The sequence below is a fragment of the Trueperella bernardiae genome, assembly GCF_001469025.1.
Taxonomy (GTDB): domain Bacteria; phylum Actinomycetota; class Actinomycetes; order Actinomycetales; family Actinomycetaceae; genus Trueperella; species Trueperella bernardiae.
In genome coordinates this window covers 73,496-92,393 of sequence record NZ_LNIZ01000004.1, presented here as the reverse complement: position 1 = coordinate 92,393, position 18,898 = coordinate 73,496, and the positions used below count along the sequence as shown (strand labels likewise).

At 68.0% G+C, this 18,898-nt stretch carries 17 protein-coding genes; 10 read left to right on the top strand and 7 right to left on the bottom strand.

Features of this window, described 5'->3' with window-relative positions; all coding sequences use genetic code 11:
* Positions 1 to 106 precede the first annotated feature (106 nt).
* From AQZ59_RS05230 to AQZ59_RS05220, 3 genes are read left to right on the top strand one after another with little or no spacing between them, the layout of a single operon-like run.
* On the top strand, positions 107 to 388 hold the full coding sequence (locus AQZ59_RS05230) for a WhiB family transcriptional regulator (RefSeq protein WP_062613620.1): 282 nt from the start codon (positions 107 to 109) through the stop codon (positions 386 to 388).
* Positions 388 to 3,336: a glycosyltransferase family 2 protein gene (locus AQZ59_RS05225; protein ID WP_062613619.1), complete on the top strand. Its 2,949-nt coding sequence runs from the start codon at positions 388 to 390 to the stop codon at positions 3,334 to 3,336. Before AQZ59_RS05230 ends, AQZ59_RS05225 begins: the two co-directional genes overlap by 1 nt.
* Complete coding sequence (locus AQZ59_RS05220) at positions 3,333 to 4,682, top strand: DUF5719 family protein (RefSeq protein ID WP_062613618.1); 1,350 nt, start codon at positions 3,333 to 3,335, stop codon at positions 4,680 to 4,682. The genes AQZ59_RS05225 and AQZ59_RS05220 overlap by 4 nt, the downstream gene beginning before the upstream one ends.
* Positions 4,683 to 4,694: 12 nt before the next feature.
* Here AQZ59_RS05220 and AQZ59_RS05215 read toward each other — a convergent pair whose 3' ends face one another.
* The gene (locus AQZ59_RS05215) at positions 4,695 to 5,123 is read right to left on the bottom strand and encodes a DUF3499 domain-containing protein (RefSeq protein WP_236698673.1); all 429 of its coding nucleotides are present in this window, start codon (positions 5,121 to 5,123) and stop codon (positions 4,695 to 4,697) included.
* 56 nt (positions 5,124 to 5,179) lie between these two features.
* On the opposite strand from AQZ59_RS05215, the gene AQZ59_RS05210 reads away from it, so the two are divergent.
* Positions 5,180 to 5,602: a metallopeptidase family protein gene (locus tag AQZ59_RS05210; protein WP_062613616.1), complete on the top strand. Its 423-nt coding sequence runs from the start codon at positions 5,180 to 5,182 to the stop codon at positions 5,600 to 5,602.
* Here AQZ59_RS05210 and AQZ59_RS05205 read toward each other — a convergent pair.
* Complete coding sequence (locus AQZ59_RS05205) at positions 5,599 to 6,417, bottom strand: RDD family protein (protein WP_062613615.1); 819 nt, start codon at positions 6,415 to 6,417, stop codon at positions 5,599 to 5,601. The two genes, AQZ59_RS05210 and AQZ59_RS05205, sit on opposite strands and share 4 nt — an antisense overlap.
* Before the next feature lie 50 nt (positions 6,418 to 6,467).
* Between AQZ59_RS05205 and AQZ59_RS05200 the strand changes: the two genes are divergently transcribed.
* The gene (locus AQZ59_RS05200) at positions 6,468 to 7,430 is read left to right on the top strand and encodes a stage II sporulation protein M (RefSeq protein WP_062613614.1); all 963 of its coding nucleotides are present in this window, start codon (positions 6,468 to 6,470) and stop codon (positions 7,428 to 7,430) included.
* 61 nt (positions 7,431 to 7,491) lie between these two features.
* Here the strand turns inward: AQZ59_RS05200 and AQZ59_RS05195 are convergent, their stop codons facing one another.
* From AQZ59_RS05195 to AQZ59_RS05175, 5 genes are read right to left on the bottom strand one after another with little or no spacing between them, the layout of a single operon-like run.
* Positions 7,492 to 8,772 carry a DUF58 domain-containing protein gene (locus AQZ59_RS05195; protein ID WP_062613613.1) on the bottom strand — a complete coding sequence of 427 codons (1,281 nt, stop codon included), beginning with the start codon at positions 8,770 to 8,772 and terminating at the stop codon, positions 7,492 to 7,494.
* Positions 8,772 to 9,950 (bottom strand): AAA family ATPase, encoded by a 1,179-nt coding sequence (locus AQZ59_RS05190; protein ID WP_201783156.1) that lies wholly within the window; start codon positions 9,948 to 9,950, stop codon positions 8,772 to 8,774. Before AQZ59_RS05190 ends, AQZ59_RS05195 begins: the two co-directional genes overlap by 1 nt.
* Complete coding sequence (locus AQZ59_RS05185; protein WP_062613612.1) at positions 9,940 to 11,043, bottom strand: DUF4350 domain-containing protein; 1,104 nt, start codon at positions 11,041 to 11,043, stop codon at positions 9,940 to 9,942. Before AQZ59_RS05185 ends, AQZ59_RS05190 begins: the two co-directional genes overlap by 11 nt.
* A complete protein-coding gene (locus tag AQZ59_RS05180; protein ID WP_062613611.1) occupies positions 11,040 to 11,651 on the bottom strand; it encodes a DUF4129 domain-containing protein in 612 nt (203 codons plus the stop codon). The genes AQZ59_RS05185 and AQZ59_RS05180 overlap by 4 nt, the downstream gene beginning before the upstream one ends.
* Positions 11,648 to 13,015 (bottom strand): glycerophosphoryl diester phosphodiesterase membrane domain-containing protein, encoded by a 1,368-nt coding sequence (locus AQZ59_RS05175; protein ID WP_062613610.1) that lies wholly within the window; start codon positions 13,013 to 13,015, stop codon positions 11,648 to 11,650. The genes AQZ59_RS05180 and AQZ59_RS05175 overlap by 4 nt, the downstream gene beginning before the upstream one ends.
* Positions 13,016 to 13,150: 135 nt before the next feature.
* Between AQZ59_RS05175 and mtrA the strand changes: the two genes are divergently transcribed.
* The 5 genes from mtrA to hpf all read left to right on the top strand — a co-directional run bounded on the left by mtrA (position 13,151) and on the right by hpf (position 18,859).
* A complete protein-coding gene (mtrA, locus tag AQZ59_RS05170; RefSeq protein ID WP_062613609.1) occupies positions 13,151 to 13,831 on the top strand; it encodes an MtrAB system response regulator MtrA in 681 nt (226 codons plus the stop codon).
* Positions 13,828 to 15,534, top strand: coding sequence for an MtrAB system histidine kinase MtrB (mtrB, locus tag AQZ59_RS05165; protein WP_068538825.1), 1,707 nt, complete (start codon positions 13,828 to 13,830; stop codon positions 15,532 to 15,534). The genes mtrA and mtrB overlap by 4 nt, the downstream gene beginning before the upstream one ends.
* Complete coding sequence (locus AQZ59_RS05160) at positions 15,531 to 17,198, top strand: LpqB family beta-propeller domain-containing protein (RefSeq protein ID WP_062613608.1); 1,668 nt, start codon at positions 15,531 to 15,533, stop codon at positions 17,196 to 17,198. The genes mtrB and AQZ59_RS05160 overlap by 4 nt, the downstream gene beginning before the upstream one ends.
* 102 nt (positions 17,199 to 17,300) lie before the next feature.
* Positions 17,301 to 18,077, top strand: coding sequence for a ComF family protein (locus AQZ59_RS05155; protein WP_160326873.1), 777 nt, complete (start codon positions 17,301 to 17,303; stop codon positions 18,075 to 18,077).
* A 125-nt stretch (positions 18,078 to 18,202) separates the two neighbouring features.
* Positions 18,203 to 18,859: a ribosome hibernation-promoting factor, HPF/YfiA family gene (gene hpf / locus AQZ59_RS05150; protein ID WP_062613606.1), complete on the top strand. Its 657-nt coding sequence runs from the start codon at positions 18,203 to 18,205 to the stop codon at positions 18,857 to 18,859.
* Positions 18,860 to 18,898: the final 39 nt, after the last annotated feature.

The window sequence follows — 18,898 nt, the reverse complement described above, 5'->3', positions numbered from 1 at the left end:
AATTTAACCACAGAGATTTTGAACGGAGGACCACATGAGGCAGTCGAAAGCGACGCCGCTCCACACCGCCCATGTCGCGGAGGATCCTCAACTGGCTCAACGGCTGATGCAGGGAATTTTTGACCTCGGCTACGGCTTTGCCCAGGACGCGGACCTGTCATGGATGGAAGAGGCGCTGTGTGCGCAGACCGATCCTGACATTTTTTACCCCGAAAAGGGCGGATCTACCGCGCCGGCCACGTCCATTTGCAAGAACTGCTCCGTGCGGGCCGAGTGCCTCGAATACGCCGTGACGAACGACATCCGCCACGGCATCTGGGGCGGCACTTCGGACAATGACCGCAAGCGTATGGCTCGCGAGCGTAAGGCAGCGCGCGGAGCTCGCTAGTGGAGAGCGTTACTCGTGAGAAAGTCACGGCGATCGTGGTGTGCCACCGCCGTGACCTTTCTTTTTTGGCCGACACGCTGGCAGGGCTGAGGGAGCAGATCCACGGCCCTGACCACATCGTGGTGGCCGTGCCCAGCCTCGATTCCCCGTTCGTCCAGCCGGTTCACGCCCAGCTCGATCCCGACGGCGAGCACATCCAGCTCGTCCACGGCGCCGGCAAGAACCTCGGCCAGGTGATCGCGGGCCTCGAGCTTCCCGAGTCGGACTGGCTGTGGATCCTACACGCCGACTCCCGCCCCGAACCAGCGGCCCTCGACACCCTGTTGCGTACCGGCGAGGGATCGAACCGCATCGGTGTGGTCGGCCCCAAGCAGATCGCGTGGGAGGATGCGGACTCACCGGTGCTGCTGGAGGTGGGCATCCGCGCCACCCGCAGCGCGCGGCGCGTGCCCGAGGTAGAGGCGGGGGAGCGCGACCAGGGTCAGTACGATTCGCGCATCGATGTGCTCGCGGTGGGGACGGCCGGGGCTTTAGTGCGTCGCTCCATGTGGGACGAGCTCGGCGGGCTTGACCCGTTCCTTGGGCCCTTTGGCGAGGGGCTCGAATTCTCCCGCCGCGCCCGCCGTGCCGGCTACCGCGTGGTGGTCGACCCGGCCGCCGTGGTCCGCCACGCCCGCGCCGGCCTGGGCGAGAACCCCGACCGTAGCTACGCCCAGCGCCGCTCGGCCCAGATCTACAACTCGTTACTCGCCGCGCCCGGCGCCCTCGTGCCGCTCTACGTGCTCGGCTATCTGCTGCTCGCACTGCCGCGATCCCTGGCCCGGCTCGTCACGAAGGACACGGCCCTTGCCTGGGCCGAGCTGGGAGCCGGGGCGCGCGTGCTGACCATGCTCGACGACGTCGTGCGCGGGCGCCGCCGGATCGCAAAGGTCGCGTCCGTGGGGGCCGACGCCCTGACCGCGCTCGAGGCCCGGCCGGCCGACATCCGATCGGCGCGCCGCGAATCGAAGAGGTCGGCCAAGGAGGCCAAGATTCTGGCCGAGCAGCCCGACCCGCTCACCATCAAGGCCCGCGCAGACCTCGCCCGCCACTCCCGCAGGGGTGGGCTCGTGTCGGTGGCGATCGCCGCGCTGGTCGCGGTCGTGTTCTTCCTGCCCGTGTTCTCCGCGGGCGTGCTTTCGGGCGGCGGGCTCGCGGCCGACACCACGGGCGCGCCGGACCTGGCCCGCCTCATTTGGTCAGGTTGGCTCGACTCGGGATCCGGCCACGCCTATGCGGTGGATCCCCTGTGGGTGGCGATGTTGCCCTTCCTTGTCCTTGGTCACCCGTTCGGGCTGACACTCGGCGCGCTCGCCACCGGCATGCTGTACCTGGCGATCCCGGCCGCCGCGTTCTTCGCTTACCTTGCTGCCGGGCGGATGTCCGCCTCCTGGGTGGTGCGGACCGTCGCAGCGCTTGCCTGGGTGGTGGCGCCCCCGTTCATGGCGGCGCTGGCCGATGGGCAGATCGGGGCCGTCGTCGTGCACGTGACCCTGCCCGTGGCACTGTTCGCGATCGCCGGGGCCTGGCGTGGCTCGGCGCGTAGCCTGGGGTTACTTGCGCTGGCGTTCGGCGTGCTGGCGGCGGCCACGCCCCTGTTTGCTGCCGTAGCGATCGTGGTCGCTGTGATCGGCGTGGCGGGCAGGCCCGGGCAGCGCAAGCGCTGGCTGTGGGTGCCCGTGCCGGCCCTGCTCCTGCTTGCGCCCTCGCTCGGCGCGTTTTCCCCCGGCTTGCTGTTTGCCCAGCCGGGCGTACCGACGGGCGCCACCCCGGCCCTCGTCATGGTGGACCAGGTGCGCACCGACCCCGTCCTCCTCGTGGCGGTCGCGTCCGTGTTCGGCGCCGCCGCGCTCGCGTTGTTGCGCCTGCACCGGCGTTGGTGGATCCGCCTCGGCTGGCTGATTCTCGCCGCCGGCCTCGGTGTCGCCGCGCTCGCCCCCACGTTCACGGTGGGATACCGGCTGGTGACCGGCGGGTATGAGTCCGTGGAGGGCTCGCCGATAGTGGGCTATTCGTTGGCGTGGTTGGGCGCGTGGATCGCGATCATCTGTGGTTCGCACGGGCTTCGCACCGCCATGCGCCGCCGCAGTTTTGGGGCCACCCAGATCGTGGGCGGGCTCGTCATGCTCGCCCTGCCGCTCGCCGTTGTGGCCGCGGGTGGGCGCGGCCTGCAGACCGTGTGGGAAGAGGAGCCCGTGCTCGGCGCGAACGCTCCTGCCCTCCCCGCGCTCGGCGTGGAGGCCGAGGCCCGCCACGAGCGCGTCCTCGCCCTTACCCCCACCTCCGAGGGCGTCAGCGCCGAACTCTGGCGCGGCCAGGGCATCGAGCTCCACGAATACACCATGGCGCGCGGGCAGGCGATGGATCCCGACTCCGCCGACTCCGCCCTCGCCGACGCCGTGGCCGGGCTCACCCGCGGCTCCGGGGACGGCGCCGAGCTGGCCGACCACGCCATCGCGATCGTGCTCGTCCCACCGGCGGGGGAGGGCGAATCGCCGGAGTTCCGCAGCCAGCTAGTCGGCCGCCTCCACACCATCCCCGGCCTCCAGTACGTCACCACGGGCGAGGCCGGGACCTTCTGGCGCGTCACCGAGCCGGCAGACCGCGCGCGGGCGGACGCTGGCCTCGCCTCGGGCGTCGTGAACGCGGAAGGGGAAGTAACGGGACCCGGCACGCTCTCGCTTGCCGAGCGGGCCGACGCGCGGTGGGTGGCCACGCTCGACGGCCAGAGGCTCGAGACGATCGAGGACAGCTGGGCGCAGGCCTGGCAGCTGCCGGACGCCGGGGACGTGCATATCGACTACGTAGACCGGGTGCACCGTGTCACAGTTGTGGCGCAGTTCGTGGCGCTCCTGGCCAGCCTGGTCACCGCGCTGCCTCTGCGCCGGCGGGTGGGAGGCATCGAATGAAGAAAGAACTTGCGGCGCTCGTGAGCGGGGTGGGCGTGTTGGCGCTCGCCGCCGGCGCGGGCCTGGCCACCGCGATGCCGGCCGCGCAGCCCGCCGCGCCCACCACCGTGGCCGCGCCGCAGGGCCAGGCCGGACCAAGCCAGGCCAGCCTCGTATGCTACGCTCACGCCCAAGACGCCAACACCGGCGGCATCAACGTGTCCGAAGTCGTCGAGGGCAAGAGCTCTTGGGCCGGCGTCTTGTCCGACGGGGCCGCCACCTTCGACAGCACGCCCTTCACCGGCGTTCTCACACAGATCGCGGGCGGGCAGGCCGTGGGGGTGGTACGCGGCAAGGGCGTGATGGCCGGCGCCTCCATCCAGACCGCCCAAGCCGGCGACTCACGCGGCCTCATCGCCGCCCCGTGCGAGTGGCCGGCGAACACCGTGTGGCTGGTCGGCGGGTCGAGCGAGGTGGGCACGTGGTTGTCGCTCATGGTCCGCAACGCCTCGGCCACCGCCACCACGATCGACATCGCGGTCTACTCCTCGGCCGGCCAGCTCGACATCCAGGGCCTGTCCACCCTGTCGCTCGAGGCCGGCGGCGAAGCCACGCGCGACCTCACCGGCCTCATCCCGCCCGACTCCCGCATCGCCATCCGGCTCTCCTCCGACACGGGCGCCTTCGTAGCCGCCATGCAGGTCCTCCAGCTCGACGGCGTCACCCCCGCCGGCATCGACATGCTCACCGACTCCGCCGCGGGCACGGACGTGGTCATCCCGGGCGTCGTCGTCGACGCCGACACCACCGCCGCCCTGCGCATCGTCAACCCCCACGACGAGCCGACCACCGTCAACGTTGCCACGCTCGGGGAGGAGGAGCGCCCGCTCGACGGCGCGCAGGGCGTGGAGGTGGCGCCCCAGTCCGTGCTCGACCTCTCCCTCGCCGGCCTCGCACCCGGCTCCTACGGTGTGCGGGTCAGCGCCAGGGCCGACGTCGCGGTGGGGGTTTCGCTTACTCGTTCCGGCGACGACGGCGTGGACGTCGCCTGGCTCGCCGGCCGCGAACCCGTGACAGCCGGGGGCATCGCCGCCGGCCCCCACGCGGGCACGCTAGTGCTGAACGGCAGCGGGCAGGCACGCTGGACGAGTTATGACGTCGACGGCGCGCAACTCGATAGCCAAGTGCTGAACGTTGACGAGATCGCGAGCGTGGAGATTCCGGCCGAGGCCCACTACGTCACGCTCGAGGCCGACCAGCCAATGTACGGCGCCGCGCTCCTACACACGGACACGGGGATCGCCTGGATGGCACTCACCCAGGACTCCACCACCAGCCAGGCCGTGCGGCTCACCATCGCCAACTAGGCGCGGCCGGCGCTAGCGGGCGTCGTCGCTGGGGCGGTCGGCGTCGGTGGCGCGGTCGTCGTTATCCCCGCCGTCGATCAGCGTGAGGCGCGGGCGCGGGTGGGGCCGAGTGGAGACGTCGGCGGCGGGCCGGCGGATCTCACGCTGGGCCGGCTTGGGCGGCGGCACGTCGCGGCGAGAGGCCTCGCGGATGGCGTCAGCGAGGGCGAGCAGGTCGTCAGTGGAGGGCGGCGCCTCCTCAAACTCCGTCTGGAGGCGAACCATCTGCCAGCCCACTGGCGCGGTCACGTGATTGGCATGATCCTTGCACAGGTCAAAAGCGCCCTGCAACGGCACCGGCGACAGCGGGCCGATCACGGCCGTGGCCTCGCGATAGCCGTACGTCATGGTGGCAACTGCCGGCTGCTGGCAACCAACGCGGGAACACTTTCGAAGACTCACGGCTCCTACCTTAGTCGCATCCCCGTGCCCCGCGGCAGAGGCGTTAGGGTAGGTTCATGGTCTTCCCCGCATCCGCCCGACGCCGCGACCGCCACGGCCGCGGCCCCCGCTGCCCCATCCTGCCCGCCTCCATCCCCGCCTGGCGTACCCGCGCCGACGAATTCGACGATCTCCTCGCCTGGGAACTCGGCTCCTACCGCCGCACACTCGGGGCTAAAATGGACCGCTTCGACTTCGCGGTCATGGACGTGCCCGGCCAGGACCCGGCTCCCTGGGAAGACGGCGTGCCGCTCGCACGCTTCCTGCCCTTCGAGCGGCCCGCGAAGATCCACGGGCGCCTCATCTTCTATCGGATGCCGATCCTCGAGCAAATGCGCCGCGAGCCCGATCCGCGGCTCTTCATCCACGACGTTGTCACCAGCCAGCTCGCCAGCGCCCTCGACTGCTACCCGGAGGACATCGACTACTACTACGGCTAGGCTGATTCGCCCAGGCCGTAAGGGATTTCCGCCACGCGGGTGCCCAACCGTTGGCGGCGCTCGGTGACCTCGGTGTAGCGGCGGCGTTCAACGTCATAACGGATGACAGTGACGGCCTCAATGAAGGCCTCGGCCGGCGTGCCCCACGGGGGCGGGGGAGAGACGTACTTCTCGCACGCGGCCGCCAGCGCACGCGCCTGGGCTTGGCGGGCCTGCGGGGTGAGGCGCTCGCGGCCCTTGAGGAAATCGGCGATATTGAGGGACAGGCCCGTGGGCAGCGCGCGCGTTTGGGCGACCCCGGCCCAGGCGGCCAGGCCCTGCGGCATGGAGACCTTCGGCTCCCAGTCGCTGCGCGACGGCCAGCGCACCACGTACGTGCCTGCCAGCATGTCGCCCAGCCGTTGGCTGTTCTTCGTGATAAAACTGGTGATCGTGGCGATCGCGCCGAACGCGACGAACACTTCGAGGATCCCGGCCGTGGCCCGAATGAAGGCCTGGTTGGCGGTGATCGTGCCACCGTCGAGCCGTACCACGCGCGTGCGGGTGACGAGCTTGCCGAGCGAGCGCCCGTTGGAGGTAGTCGTGACAAGCGCGGGCAGAAGCCAGAACAAGACGGCGGTCACGGACACCACGATCGTGGCCACCTGCGCCCCGTTGAAAGTGGGGAATGTGTTGGCCAGGCTGAAGATGAGGACGACGTAGGCGATGACAATGAGGCCGTAGTCGATGAGCCCGCTGACGATGCGCGAAAGCACGGTCGCGGCGGGGAGCTCGAGCTCGACTCCCTCGCCCGTGATGATGCTGTGTTCTGCCACGCCTCCAAGCCTACCTGCAACCCGCGCCCCATTTGTGGCACCCTTGGAGTGTGGAGAGTCTAGCTTTTGCCAAAGCGCACCAGGCCCAGTGGGAGCGCCTCGACGAACTGACGGCCCGGCCGCGTCTGACCGGCCCGGAAGCCGACGAGTTCGTGCGCCTCTACCAGGCCTCCGCCGCCCACCTGGCCACCATCCGCACGCAGGCCCCCGACGCCGACCTCATTCTCACGCTCTCTGCCACCGTTGGCGCCGCCCGGGCCCGCCTGACCGAGATCCGGGGCGCAAACCTGCGCTCGCTCGGTCACGCCCTGACCTCCACCCTCCCGCACGCCTTCTACCGGATCCGCTGGTGGGCACACGCCGTGACGATCGCGGCAGTGGCGATCGCCGCGATCGTCATCGTCTATTTCCGTATGTACCCCAACGAGATCTTCCAGCTCGGACCCTACGAGCTGTTGCGCTCGTACGCTGACGAGTCCTTCGCCGCCTACTACCGCGAGTATTCCGGCACTCAGTTCGGGGCGATGGTGTGGACTAACAATGCGTGGATTGCGCTGCAGGCCGTGGGCGGGGGCATCACGGGCGTTTTCCCTGTTTACGTGCTCGCCACCAACGCCGTGTCAGTGGGGCAGGCGGGCGCGATCCTCGACTACTTCGGGCTCCTGCCGATCTTCTTCCAGCTCATCTTGCCCCACGGTCTGCTCGAGCTGACTGCGATCTTCGTGGCCGGTGGCGCCGGGCTCAAGCTCTTCTGGACGATGCTGGTGCCAGGCGGCCGGCCCCGCCTGCAGGCGCTTGCCGTCGAGGGTAAACAGGCCATGTTCGTCGGCTTCGGGCTGGTGGGCGTGCTCTTCATCTCGGCCCTGCTAGAAGGCTTCGTGACCCCGTCCTACCTGCATTGGGGTGTGAAGGTCGCGATCGGCGCGGGCGTGCTCGCGGCCTTCTGGATCTGGGTCTACGCCTTCGGTCGCGGCGAACCTAAGGAGAAGGACCTGGTCCGCTACGCTGCCTAGCCGAGGGTGGCCTGAGGCCCGGCTGGTGGTGAGAAGAAGTTGTCGACTGGAACAGACCGGACTAGAGCAGACCCCGGGCCTTGAGGCTCATGTAGGTATCCACCACCGCCACGGGCAGGCCCTCCGCGTCCGAGCGCACCACCTTCGCACCCGCGCGCTCGAGGGACCGGGCCAGGTTGTTCTCCTCGATCTGGGAGCGCTCGTGAGCCGCGAGCTCGTAGATGGCACCCACCTCCTCTTCCCGCTCCGGATCGCCCGTGTGAACCGAGGCGACGAGCACGGTGTGGGTGCGCTTGAGGGTGGGCAGGACGTCGACCAGCCCGGAGGAGAGCGTGCCACCGCCGATCGTGGTAGCGATGACCACGAACGCGGGCCGCTTCGAGATCTGCGAAATGTAGGCCGGCAGCGAGGCCCAGTCGGTGGCGTGCAAGCTCGGCTCGATGTCGGCCAGGGTCTGGGCCACCTTGTGCGTGATCGTCTTCGTGTGCTCTAAGGCCAGCCGCGCCCTCAGCTGATCGTCCATGGCGATGACCGACACACGGTCGCCCGCTCGCTGCGCGATCGCCGACTGCAAGAGCGCCGCCTCGATGAACGTGTCGAAGGCAGGACCTTCCGCCACGCGCAGGGCGCCGCCACGGCCGGCGTCGAGAACAATGACCACGTGCCTGTCACGTTCGGGGCGCCATGTGCGCACCACGGTCTCACCGAGGCGGGCCGTGGAGCGCCAGTCGATGGCTCGGACGTCGTCGCCGGCCACGTATTCGCGCAGGGAGTCAAACTCGGTGCCCTCGCCGCGAGTGAGGAGGAGGGAGCGCCCATCGAGTTCGCGCAACTGCCGCACCCGCGAGGGGATGTGGCGCCGCGAGACGAACGGCGGTAGCACGTGGATTTGCCAGGACGTGGGGGCGGACTTCTGCCGACCGGCCAGGCCCAGCGGGCCGAACGTGCGCACCGTGACCGTGGAGGAGTGGATCGTGCCGCGCCGTTCGGGGCGCAGCGAGGAATCGAAGATAGCCTCGCTGCGCGGCCTCAGACGGAAACCGTGGCGCGAGGGGGAAACGTTCGCCGACGGCGGCCACGCATCCCGGAACATGCCCGAGATCTTGCGCCCGGACGGGTTCGTGAGGGTGAGCGTGGCGGCCGCCTCGTCGCCCACACGCACCGAATCATCCCCGTTCCGGTCGGCCACGAGGACCGACGGGTTGGGCGCGAGCGCGGCGTCGAGCAACACGAGGAACACCAACACGATGGTGATCAGCACCGCGATGCCGGCGTCGCGGGTCGCCACCCCGAACACGATGCCGAGCACGGAGCAGACCACGGCGGGAAGGCGAATGAACATCAGCGCGGCACCGGCACCGAAGCGAGGATCGACTCAATAACCGAGCGCGGGCTGACCCCGTCAAGCTCGGCCTCAGCGTGAAGCTGGATGCGATGGGTGAGGGCGGGAACGGCGAGGGCCTTGACGTCGTCGGGTGTCACGTAGCTCCGCCCGGATAGCCACGCCCACGCGCGCGAGCCATGCAGGAGCGCGGTGGCGCCACGTGGGGAGACACCAAGCGAGACCGCCGGCGACACGCGGGTAGCCCGCACCAGGTCCACGATGTAATCCAGCACCCGGGTGCCGACCTCCACGCTTGCCACTTCCTCGCGCGCCCGGCGCACGTCGTCAGCGCCGGCCACCGCCTCAATCTTGGCGGTGCTGAGGTCCGTGGGATCGAAGTCGCCCGCGTGGCGGCGCAGAATCTCCACTTCCACCTCGCGCGGGGGCAACGGCAGGATGGTTTTGAGCATGAAGCGGTCCAGCTGGGCCTCCGGCAGCGGGTACGTGCCCTCGTACTCCACCGGGTTCTGGGTGGCGACCACCATGAACGGATCGTCGAGCTCGCGCGGCTGGCCGTCCACCGACACCTGGTGCTCAGCCATCGCCTCGAGCAGGGCCGCCTGGGTCTTGGGCGGGGTGCGGTTGATCTCGTCCGCAATGAGTAGGTTGGTGAAAACCGGTCCGGGGCGGAACGAGAATTCGCCTGTGGATGCGCTGTAAATGAGCGAGCCCGTGAGGTCACCCGGCATCAGGTCCGGGGTGAACTGCACGCGCTTCGCGTCCAGTTCGAGTGCCGCGGCCAGCGAGCGGACCAGCAGGGTCTTCGCGGTGCCCGGCACACCCTCAAGGAGGACGTGCCCGTCGCACAACAAGCCGATGAGCACCGAAGTGACGGCGTGATCCTGGCCCACGATCGCCTTGGCGATCTCGGCGCGGATGCGGCGGAACTTCTCCGCCGTGGCCGACTGGGCCGGCTCCTCCTGCGCCGGCTGAGTCACCTCCGGACGGAAGCCCTGCGCGCGCGGCACTCCCTGGGGCGCCCCCTGCGGGGTGGACTGAGAGATGGCCGGAGACTGCGGCTGGTAGCCGCCTGGCTGCGGGTCGCCTTGCGCGTGCGCAGTGACCGGGGGCTGGTAGCTGCCCTGGGCCGGATCTTGGCCCTGGCGCCCGTATGGCTGGTTGGAATCAGCGGTCATTGATTTCCCTTTCGAATTCATCGAGCTGGTCAGCCAGCCTCGACAGGTCGGCGTCGGACGTGATGGGGAGAGAGTAGAACAGGGCGTCAATCGCGGACGGATCGCGCCCGCTGACCCGGGCGAGCACGTCCACGACCACCTCGCGCGGCGAGGTCGGACTCAGGCGCCCGCGCGCCACGCGCGAGATCGTTCCGGCGCGCAGGGCACGGGCTGCGTGCTCGGTGGCCCGCCCGCGGTGGTAGAGCTGGCCGCGGCCGGCGTCGGCCTCGGAGGCAGGCACGACGACGGGCATGGGCTCAGCTACGAGCTTTCCGAAGCGGCGCCCGCGGTAGAACGCCCACCACAGGGCCGTGAGTACCAGGCCAACGAGGAGGGGGTAGAACCAGGTGGGCAGGCCCGCCCACTGCGGCGTGGTCCGCATCTCGGATTCCCAGTAATCGCCACTCACCCACAAGACCTTCGGCTGGGTGCCGAGCTTGCGCATGGCGAAGGCGGCGTTGCCGTGGTCGGCCAGGTATTCGTTCGTGAGGAAGGTCGGATCGAGAATTAGGGAGATCTTCGGGTTGGAGGTGAACTGCACCCAGCCGTAACCGCCGAGCTGGGGGAAGCAACCCGTCACGTCCCTCTCCCGGTCTGGTCTGAAAGCGAGGGAGAGGGGGCTGATCCCGCGCGCCTCCTGCGCATCCGGGTCTTGACACTTCGCGGCCACCGGGATCGGCGGGAAACTCTCCGTGTAACCCTCGAAGCCGAAATCGTACATGCTGGAGGAGTCCCCGAGGACCACGATGGTGGCCCGGGAATTCACCAGGTCCTCGGTCACCTCGGTGGGGGCGTAGAAACTGGGGTCGATCACCAGCGTGGTGTCGGTGTCCGCTGAGTCCATCGCCTCTAGCGGGCTCACCTCGGACACGTCCACCCCATGATTCTTGAGGATCTGGGCCAGGGCGCGCGTGCCCGTGGAGGCAGTGGACGTGGGGGAGTAGGGCTCGCCCTGCTGCGGGATGTCGACCAAGGCTATGACCGCGAGCGCGAGCACCGCGATGAGCGACAGAAGGATACCCGTGCGAGATCGCTTTGGTGCCGACACGCTCATACGACCACCTCGCGCGCGGCTACGCGGTGCAGGCGGTGGACCGACTCCACGTCCGCCGCCGTAGCCTGGTGGTGCCAGTAGTAGACGTCATTGAAAAGCTGGGCGCCCGCCGAGAACTCATCGATGTGCCCGAGCTTGCGTGAGCCGGCCTCAGCCGCCTCCTGGGCAGTCATTCCCGGCACCACGTGGATGAGCTCGCGCTCGTCAAGCAGACGCATGATTGCGCGGAAACGTTCGACGACGGCGAGGTTGAGATCCCCCGCCTGCTCGGCCCGGTCGGCCGCCTTGAACAATTCGGCAGACGTGCGGTCATCATCAAAGAGCTGCTCGCGCTCGCGAGAAGCCGGTGCGCTACTGGCCCGCGAGCGGCGGTAAGCAAAGACGATGACAGCCACCACGAACAGGGCCAGTCCGATGATGACCACGAGGTTCCCCGCCCCGCCCTCACCCGGGTTGAGCTCGTTCACCACGATGTTGAGCCGCTCAAACAACCATTGCAAGAAGCGCGAGAGGAGGCTGGGCGAGTGGTCATACATCGCCTTCGACAGCTCGGCCTCCGCTAGTTGCTGAGCGGTGTCCGCATCCGGGGTGAAGGGAACGAAGGTCACTTCTCAAAATCTCCATACCAGCTCGGGCGCTCGCCGGGGGTGTCCTTGCCGGACTCGGTATCCTGTCCCTGCTGACCGTACTGGCTCTGCTGACCGTATTGACCCGGCTGGCCGTACTGACCCGCCTGGCCATAGCCGTAAGTCTGGCCATTGTAGCCGTAAGACTGGCCGTACTGCGTGCCGTCACCCTGACCGTAGCTCTGGCCGTTGTGGCCGTAAGACTGGCCGTAACCCTGGCCACTCTGGCCGTCACCGGCCTGACCGGAGTCGTTACCGTACACGGGCGGGGTGTATCCAGCCTGAGGCCCGTACTGGTCGTATCGGTTGTGCTGGCTGTACTGGTTCGGCTGGCTGAAGGCGCCGGGGCCGGCTGCCTGACCGGCGCCGTACAAGAACTCCTGATGGAAGTTCTCCCGCTTCATCCGCATGTTGACGTAAATGAGGTTGATCAGTGCCATGGAGATCGGCACCAGCAGGGCTGAGATGAGGAGCGTGAAGAGGATGCTCACCGCGCTGCCGGCCGTGGCGGCCACGATATCTCCGGAGTTGCTGAAAACACCGCCGACGACCAGGCCGAAAACGATGCCGAGCACCCCGGAAAGGACCGACATAATGATGCTGAGGGTGATGTACAGGCCAGCGAAGTAGCCAAGCGAGCCCTGGGTGAGACGCCAGGAGCGCCCGATTGCCTCGGCCGGCCCGATGTCCTCAGCAACCAAGGCAGGAACCGCCACCGAGAAGCGGTAGACCAGCAGGAAGACCGCGACGACGTAGACGAGGAATGACAGGATCATGAACGTGATCGTTGTGCCCGACGAGTCCGCGAAGCTGAAGGCGCTGAGGGCGAGCCCGCTGATGACCGCGGCAAAGATGAGGACTACCACGACGCCGGCGGCGATGGCGAAAAGCGCCAGGACGATCATGCGCAGAGCGATCTTGCCCAGGCCGGCTCGTGCGAGGGCCAAGGTTTCGGACAGCGACAGTTTTTGGCCGCGCACCGACGCCAAGGTGACCCGCGTGCCCGCGACCAGCACGAGCATGTTGGCGAAGAAGTAGATGATTGCGACGGTCAGGGCATAGAGCGTCAGGTTGGTGGCCCCCACCACCTCACGTGAGACCAACTGACCGAAGGCCAGCGAGAGCAGCACCTCGAGCGCGGCGACCACGAGGTTGACCACGATCGGGAATACGATGAAGGGCACGGGGTTGAAGCGCAGGAGGCGCATGGTGGCATCGAGCGTTTCGCCCACTCCCAGCGGGTGCATCGGGATGACCGTGCGCCACGGTTCGACGCGCTGGTGGATCTGCGGCTGGTCATCGCCGTACTGCCCGTACCGGGGACCCTGGGAATCGAATGCGGACATCGGATAACCTTTCGTGTCGATACGTGAACCAATTTACCCGATCCCTCCGACAGTTTTTAAGGGGCCCACAATACCGGGAGTTGTCGGAGGCAACTGATATCATGTCGTCAAAAGCGCCAACAGAGGGTAGAGGCTATGGCAACGCGCATTCTAGTGGTTGATGACGATCCCGCGATCTCGGAGATGGTGGCAATTCTGCTGGAAACCGAGGGCTATGTCGTCTCCGCGTGCGCCCACGGCGATTCGGTCCTGCCCCTTTTCCGCGCGGAGCATCCGGACCTCATTCTTCTGGACGTCATGTTGCCGGGAATGGATGGCGTGTCGGTGGCCCGCGCGCTGCGTGATGAGTCGGACGTGCCGATCATCATGATGAGCGCGAAGACGGACTCGGTGGACGTCATCGCGGGCCTGGAGGCCGGCGCGGATGACTACGTGACCAAGCCCTTCGAAAACTCCGTGCTGCTTGCCCGCGTCAAGGCCTGCCTGCGCCGCCAGGAGCCCGAAACCGAGACCCTGAAGATCGCCGATCTGGCAATTGACCTCAAGGCTCACGAGGTCCGCCGCGACGGCAAGCCGCTCCACCTCACGCCCCTGGAGTTCGACCTGCTGTCGGTGCTGGCCCGCAAGCCATTCCAGGTCTTCACCCGCGAAGAGCTGCTTGAACAGGTGTGGGGCTACCGCCATCCCTCCGATACGCGCCTGGTCAACGTCCATATCCAGCGCCTGCGCTCGAAGGTCGAAAAGGACCCGGAAAACCCTGAGGTTGTGCTCACCGTTCGTGGCGTGGGCTACCGCGCCGGGAACGCGAGCCGGTGAGCGCGCTAGCTCGCGAGCGCATTTCCGCCACCGTTCGGCGCCTCGATTCCATCCGCGAGCGCTGGTATTCCTCGCTCAGTTTGCGTGTGGTGGCGCTCATCGTGCTGGCTGGAATCGCCGGCATCGTCATCATGGGCCTGGCGATTTCCAGCCAGGTGCGCTCCTCTGTTTTTGATAATGCGGTCACGACGAACGTGGAGCAGTTTTCCACCGACGTGCAGTTGGCCCAGGATCGCTTTACGGCGTCGGCACCGACTGCGGGCCGTTCGCAGGAGGTGGCGAACCAGCTGGTGTCGTCGATGTATGACCCGTCCCGGGGCCTGCTGGGGGCGGTGCTCATCCGCACGCCGGATCAGGAGCCGTTACCCACTCAGATTTTTGAGCCGGCCACGGCCTCGGCCACACAGGTGCGCTCGCTCGTGTCGGCGGACCTGCGCCAGCTCGTCACGGAGGGCGGACAGATCGGCTGGCAGTCGGTGAACCTGCAGTCGGATGGTGAGACGATCCCGGGCATCGTGGTGGGGACGACGCTCGACATCCGCGGCTCGGGTAGCTACGAACTGTATGCCGCCTATTCGCTGGGCAACCAGCAGTCGTTGATTAGCACCACGATCCGGGTGATGTGGCTGTCGATCGCGATCCTGCTCGCGATCCTCGGCGTGGTGAGCTGGGCGGTGACGCGCTGGGTGCTGACCCCGGTGCGGGCGGCGTCGCGCGGGGCACAGCTGTTGGCCGACGGCGAGTTCGACACGCGGATGGAGGTGCGCGGCTCGGACGAGATCGCGCAGCTGGCCGAGTCCTTTAACCAGATGGCTGAGTCGCTCGAGACCCAGTTCACCCAGATGGAGCGCATCTCCAAGGTGCAAACGGAGTTCGTCTCGGCTGTCTCCCACGAACTGCGATCACCGGTGACCACCGTGCGCATGGCGGGCCAGCTCATCTACGACCACCGCGAGGACCTGCCGGCCGGCCTCAAGCGCGCGGCCGAGCTGCAGTACAACCAGCTACTCAACCTCGACGCCACGCTCGCCGACCTTCTGGAGATCTCCCGGTACGACGCCGGCGGCATGACCCTCGCCACCGAGCCGGCCGACGTCGGCTCCCTCGTGGCCGACGAGATTGAGGCGGCCGACCCGCTCGCCGTATCGAACGGGGTCACGGTCACGTACGAGGCCATGGGCGACACGATAGCCGAGATCGAACCCAGGCGCGTGCGGCGTGTGGCCCGCAACCTGTTGGTCAACGCGCTCGAGCATGCGGAGGGCAACCCTGTCGACGTCGTCGTCGCAGCGAACGACACGGCGGTGGCGGTGCGCGTGCAGGACCACGGGGTGGGGGTGTCGCCGGAGCAGATCAGCCACGTCTTTGACCGGTTTTGGCGGGCGGATTCCTCGCGCGTGCGCAAGTCGGGTGGCACGGGCCTGGGGCTGACAATCGCGCGCGAGGACGCGCAGATCCACGGCGGTACGATCGAGGTGGCCGGCGAATTGGGCGTGGGCTCCACCTTCCTCTTTACTTTGCCCAAGGTACCCCACCAGGACTTCGTGCCGCCGCTCCCGCTCGAGGTGCCTGAGCCCCTGCCCGCCGAAGCCCCGGAGGTAGCCGAGCCGACGGCGAGTGGCCCGTTCAACGTCGTCGTCGAAGAGGACCCGGACGCGGCGGTCGAACTGCGCCTGGACGTGAAGAGTCAGGAGGAATCGTGAAGAAGCTGCTCATTCTCCTCGTGACCCTCGTCCTCGCCGGATGTGCCAGCCTGCCCACCTCGGGCGCCCCGCAGGAGGTGGAGCGTCCGGCGAACACCGGTGGCGGCGTGGTCCTCGATCCGCAGGGCCCCACCCCGGGTTCCACACCGGAGGCCCTGGTGACGGACTTCCTTCGCGCGTCGGCGGCGGGACTGTCCGGCGATTTCACGGTGGCCCGCCAGTTCCTCACGCCCGAGGCCTCCGCCCGCTGGGACCCGACTACCGAAGTGCGGGTCTACCAAGACGCCCAGAACCCCTCGATTTCCTCCACCCGTACGGGCGCGATCCGGGTGAGTGCGGCGGCGTCGGCTACCCTGGACGAGGCCGGGCGCTACACCGTGGCCACGCCGGACGCGATCCTCAATTCCGAGTTTTCCCTCACCCGGGATGCGAACGGCGAGTGGCGCATAGCCGTGCTCGACCAGGGCATGGTGGTGCCCAGCTCGATTTTCACCTCGCTCTACAGCGAGACCACCATTTACTTCCTCAACTCCGACCGCAGCTCGCTCGTGCCGGAGGTGCGCTGGTATTTGACGACGTCGCAGGCCACGAGCGCGGTCCAGGCGGTGTTGGCCGGGCCGTCGTCGTGGCTGTCGCCCGCCGCGCACTCGGCCATCCCGTCCGAGGCACGCCTGACGCAAAGGGGCGTGCGCGTGACCGACGGCGTGGCGCAGGTGGACCTCAGCTCCGAGGTGGCCTCGATGACGGCGTCTGACATGATGGCGATGGAAGCCCAAATCTCCAAGACGTTGCTCAACCTGCCTGGCATCCAGGAGGTCAAGCTCAGTTCCGAGGGTGCCGAACTCGAGTTCCCCTCGAAGATCGACCTCAGCGCCTATCAGTACGCGAGCTACACGCTCGCCGCCCTCGCGGATGGGGCGCCGGCCACCATCAGCGGTGGTGAGGTCAGCGTGCTTGGCGACGGCGGGGGACTGGGCCTGACCCACCTCGCCACGTCCTACACCGAACCTGTCAGCAGGGGAGCCGCCCTCGGCAACGACGGCACGGGTCTATACGAAGTCCGCTTCGACGGCAGTGCGCCCACCCTGCTTGCGCGCGGCACGAAGCTGGTGGCCCCCTCGATCGATGCGCGCGGCTGGGTGTGGTCGGCCGAGGCGGCCTCGAACGGGGAGCTGATCGCGGTCAACCTCGCCTCGGGCGAGACGAAGCGGCTCCCGCTTCCCTACCTGCAGGGGTTGAACGTGCGTAGCCTCGCGGTTTCGCGCGAAGGATCGCGGATGGCGATCGTCACCGACCAAAAGGGCGAGGTCCAGATGAACGCCGTGTCGATCCTGCGTGATTCGGGTGGTGCGCCCACGGAGATTGGCGCGCCGCTGCGCTTCGGGCAGTCGCTCGCGGACGTCACAGACGTGGCCTGGGTGAGTGACGTGCGGCTCGCGGTGGTGGGCCGGCAGTCGACGTCGTCCACCAGCTCGATCCATGTGGTTGGCATCGGCACGCCGACGACGTCGCTTGCGGCGGTCGACGGGGTTGTGGACCTTACAGCCGGGCGCGGCCTCGACACGATCATTATCCAGGACAATTCCAACCGGCTTTTCTCCTACGACGGTGCGGGCTGGCGCCTCATCGCCGACGGCGTGACCGCGCCGGCGTTGCCGGGCTGACGCGCGAGGCTTTCCACAGGTAGGTTCGCGGGGCGGCTGTCCACATTTGCTCGTTATCGGCCTTTGCGGGCGGGGGCGCTGAGACACCATGAGGGCATGTGGATGAACGACCAATGGAACGCCCTCCTCGACCTGTTTTACCCGCGCTGGTGCGCCGGGTGCGGGGCATGGGACGAAGACCTGTGCGCGAGCTGCGGTGCGGAGTTTTCCGGGTGGGAGGACGTGAGCGAGCACCTGCCCTACGTCGGCGTGGCGGGCGAGGAGCGCGCCGAGTTTCCGGTGTTCGCGCTCGCGAGCTACACGGGCCCGGCGGCAAGCGCCGTGGTGGCCTGGAAGAACATGGCTGACCGCCGGATGGACCGCGCCTTCGCCGAGGTCATCGGCGCCCACCCGCCTCCCGAGCTCGCGGCCACGCTCGTGGTGCCCGCGCCCTCCGCGCCGAAGCGCGCCCGGCAGGGCCGGTTCGTGGCCGGTGTGATCGCGCAGGCGGTGGCTGAGATGTACGGTGCCGAGGTGGGCATCGTGCTGCGGCGCCAGCGGGCGGGAGGGCTTCCCGGTGGGCTGGGCCGGGCCGGCAGCCGGCTGGAGCGGCTCGGCGGTACGGTGGCGGACGCCGTCGGGCGAATGGGCAGGCAACGCGCCAACCTGCAGGCACGCGGAAAGAAGGCCCGGGGAATCACGGCCCTGCCGGTGGGCCTGGAGGGCGCGGACGTGATCGTGGTGGACGACGTCGTGACAACCGGGGCGACCCTGGCGGAGGCTTCGCGCGCGGTGAAATCGCGCGGAGGCACGGTACGTGGCGCTTTCGTGCTCGCGGCGGCGAAAGATCCCCGGGAGTTTCGTGTAAGAGGTCACACTGAGCCCTTCCGGGCCGTATAATAACAACATCCAAAATCTTTACGTGAACAGGCGAAATACCACGGAAGGAGGCGAGGCAGTCGCTTGCAGAGGCAGGCATAGTTTTTGGGTCATTCCCACTTTCGAAAACGGCCAAGGAGGTCATCATGGAAATCGTCGTCACCGGTAGGAACACCGAGGTTCAGGGTAGGTTCCGGTCGCACGTGGAGGACAAGCTCGCCAAGATCGAGCAGTACGCTCCGTATGCGCAGCGCGTTGAAGTGGAAGTCACGCACGAATCAAATCCGTCCCAGGTGGAGACATCCGAGCGGATTGAAATCACCGTTCGGGATAAGGGACCGGTGGTCCGCGCGGAAGCCTCAGCATCCGACCGTTTCGGAGCACTTGACTTGGCCGCGCAGAAGCTCTTCGAGCGCCTGCGCCGCCGCCACGAAAAGAAGAAGAACCGCCGCAAGGGCGAGCGTCGGGACGAAGTGGTCCAGGATCTGCCGGTCGATGAGCTACTGGCCAAGCCCGCGCCGGATGAGGCGGCAGAGCCCACGCTCCCCAGCTCGGTGGGCGAAGCGGTGGAGAGCCAGCTTGGCGATTCGCCGGCGATCGTGCGCCAGAAGCTGTACGAGGCCAAGCCGATGTCGGTGGAGCAGGCCATCGATGAGATGGAGCTGGTGGGCCACCCCTTCTACCTCTTCATTGACGAAGAGACGAAGCAGCCCTGCGCGGCCTACCGCCGCCGCGGGTGGACGTACGGCGTGATCAGGCTGAACGCCACCACGGGCGAGTACGGCCCGGCGGCCGACGAGTAAGGCGGGCCTGGCGCCCAGGAAACCCGGGGGCGGGTGACG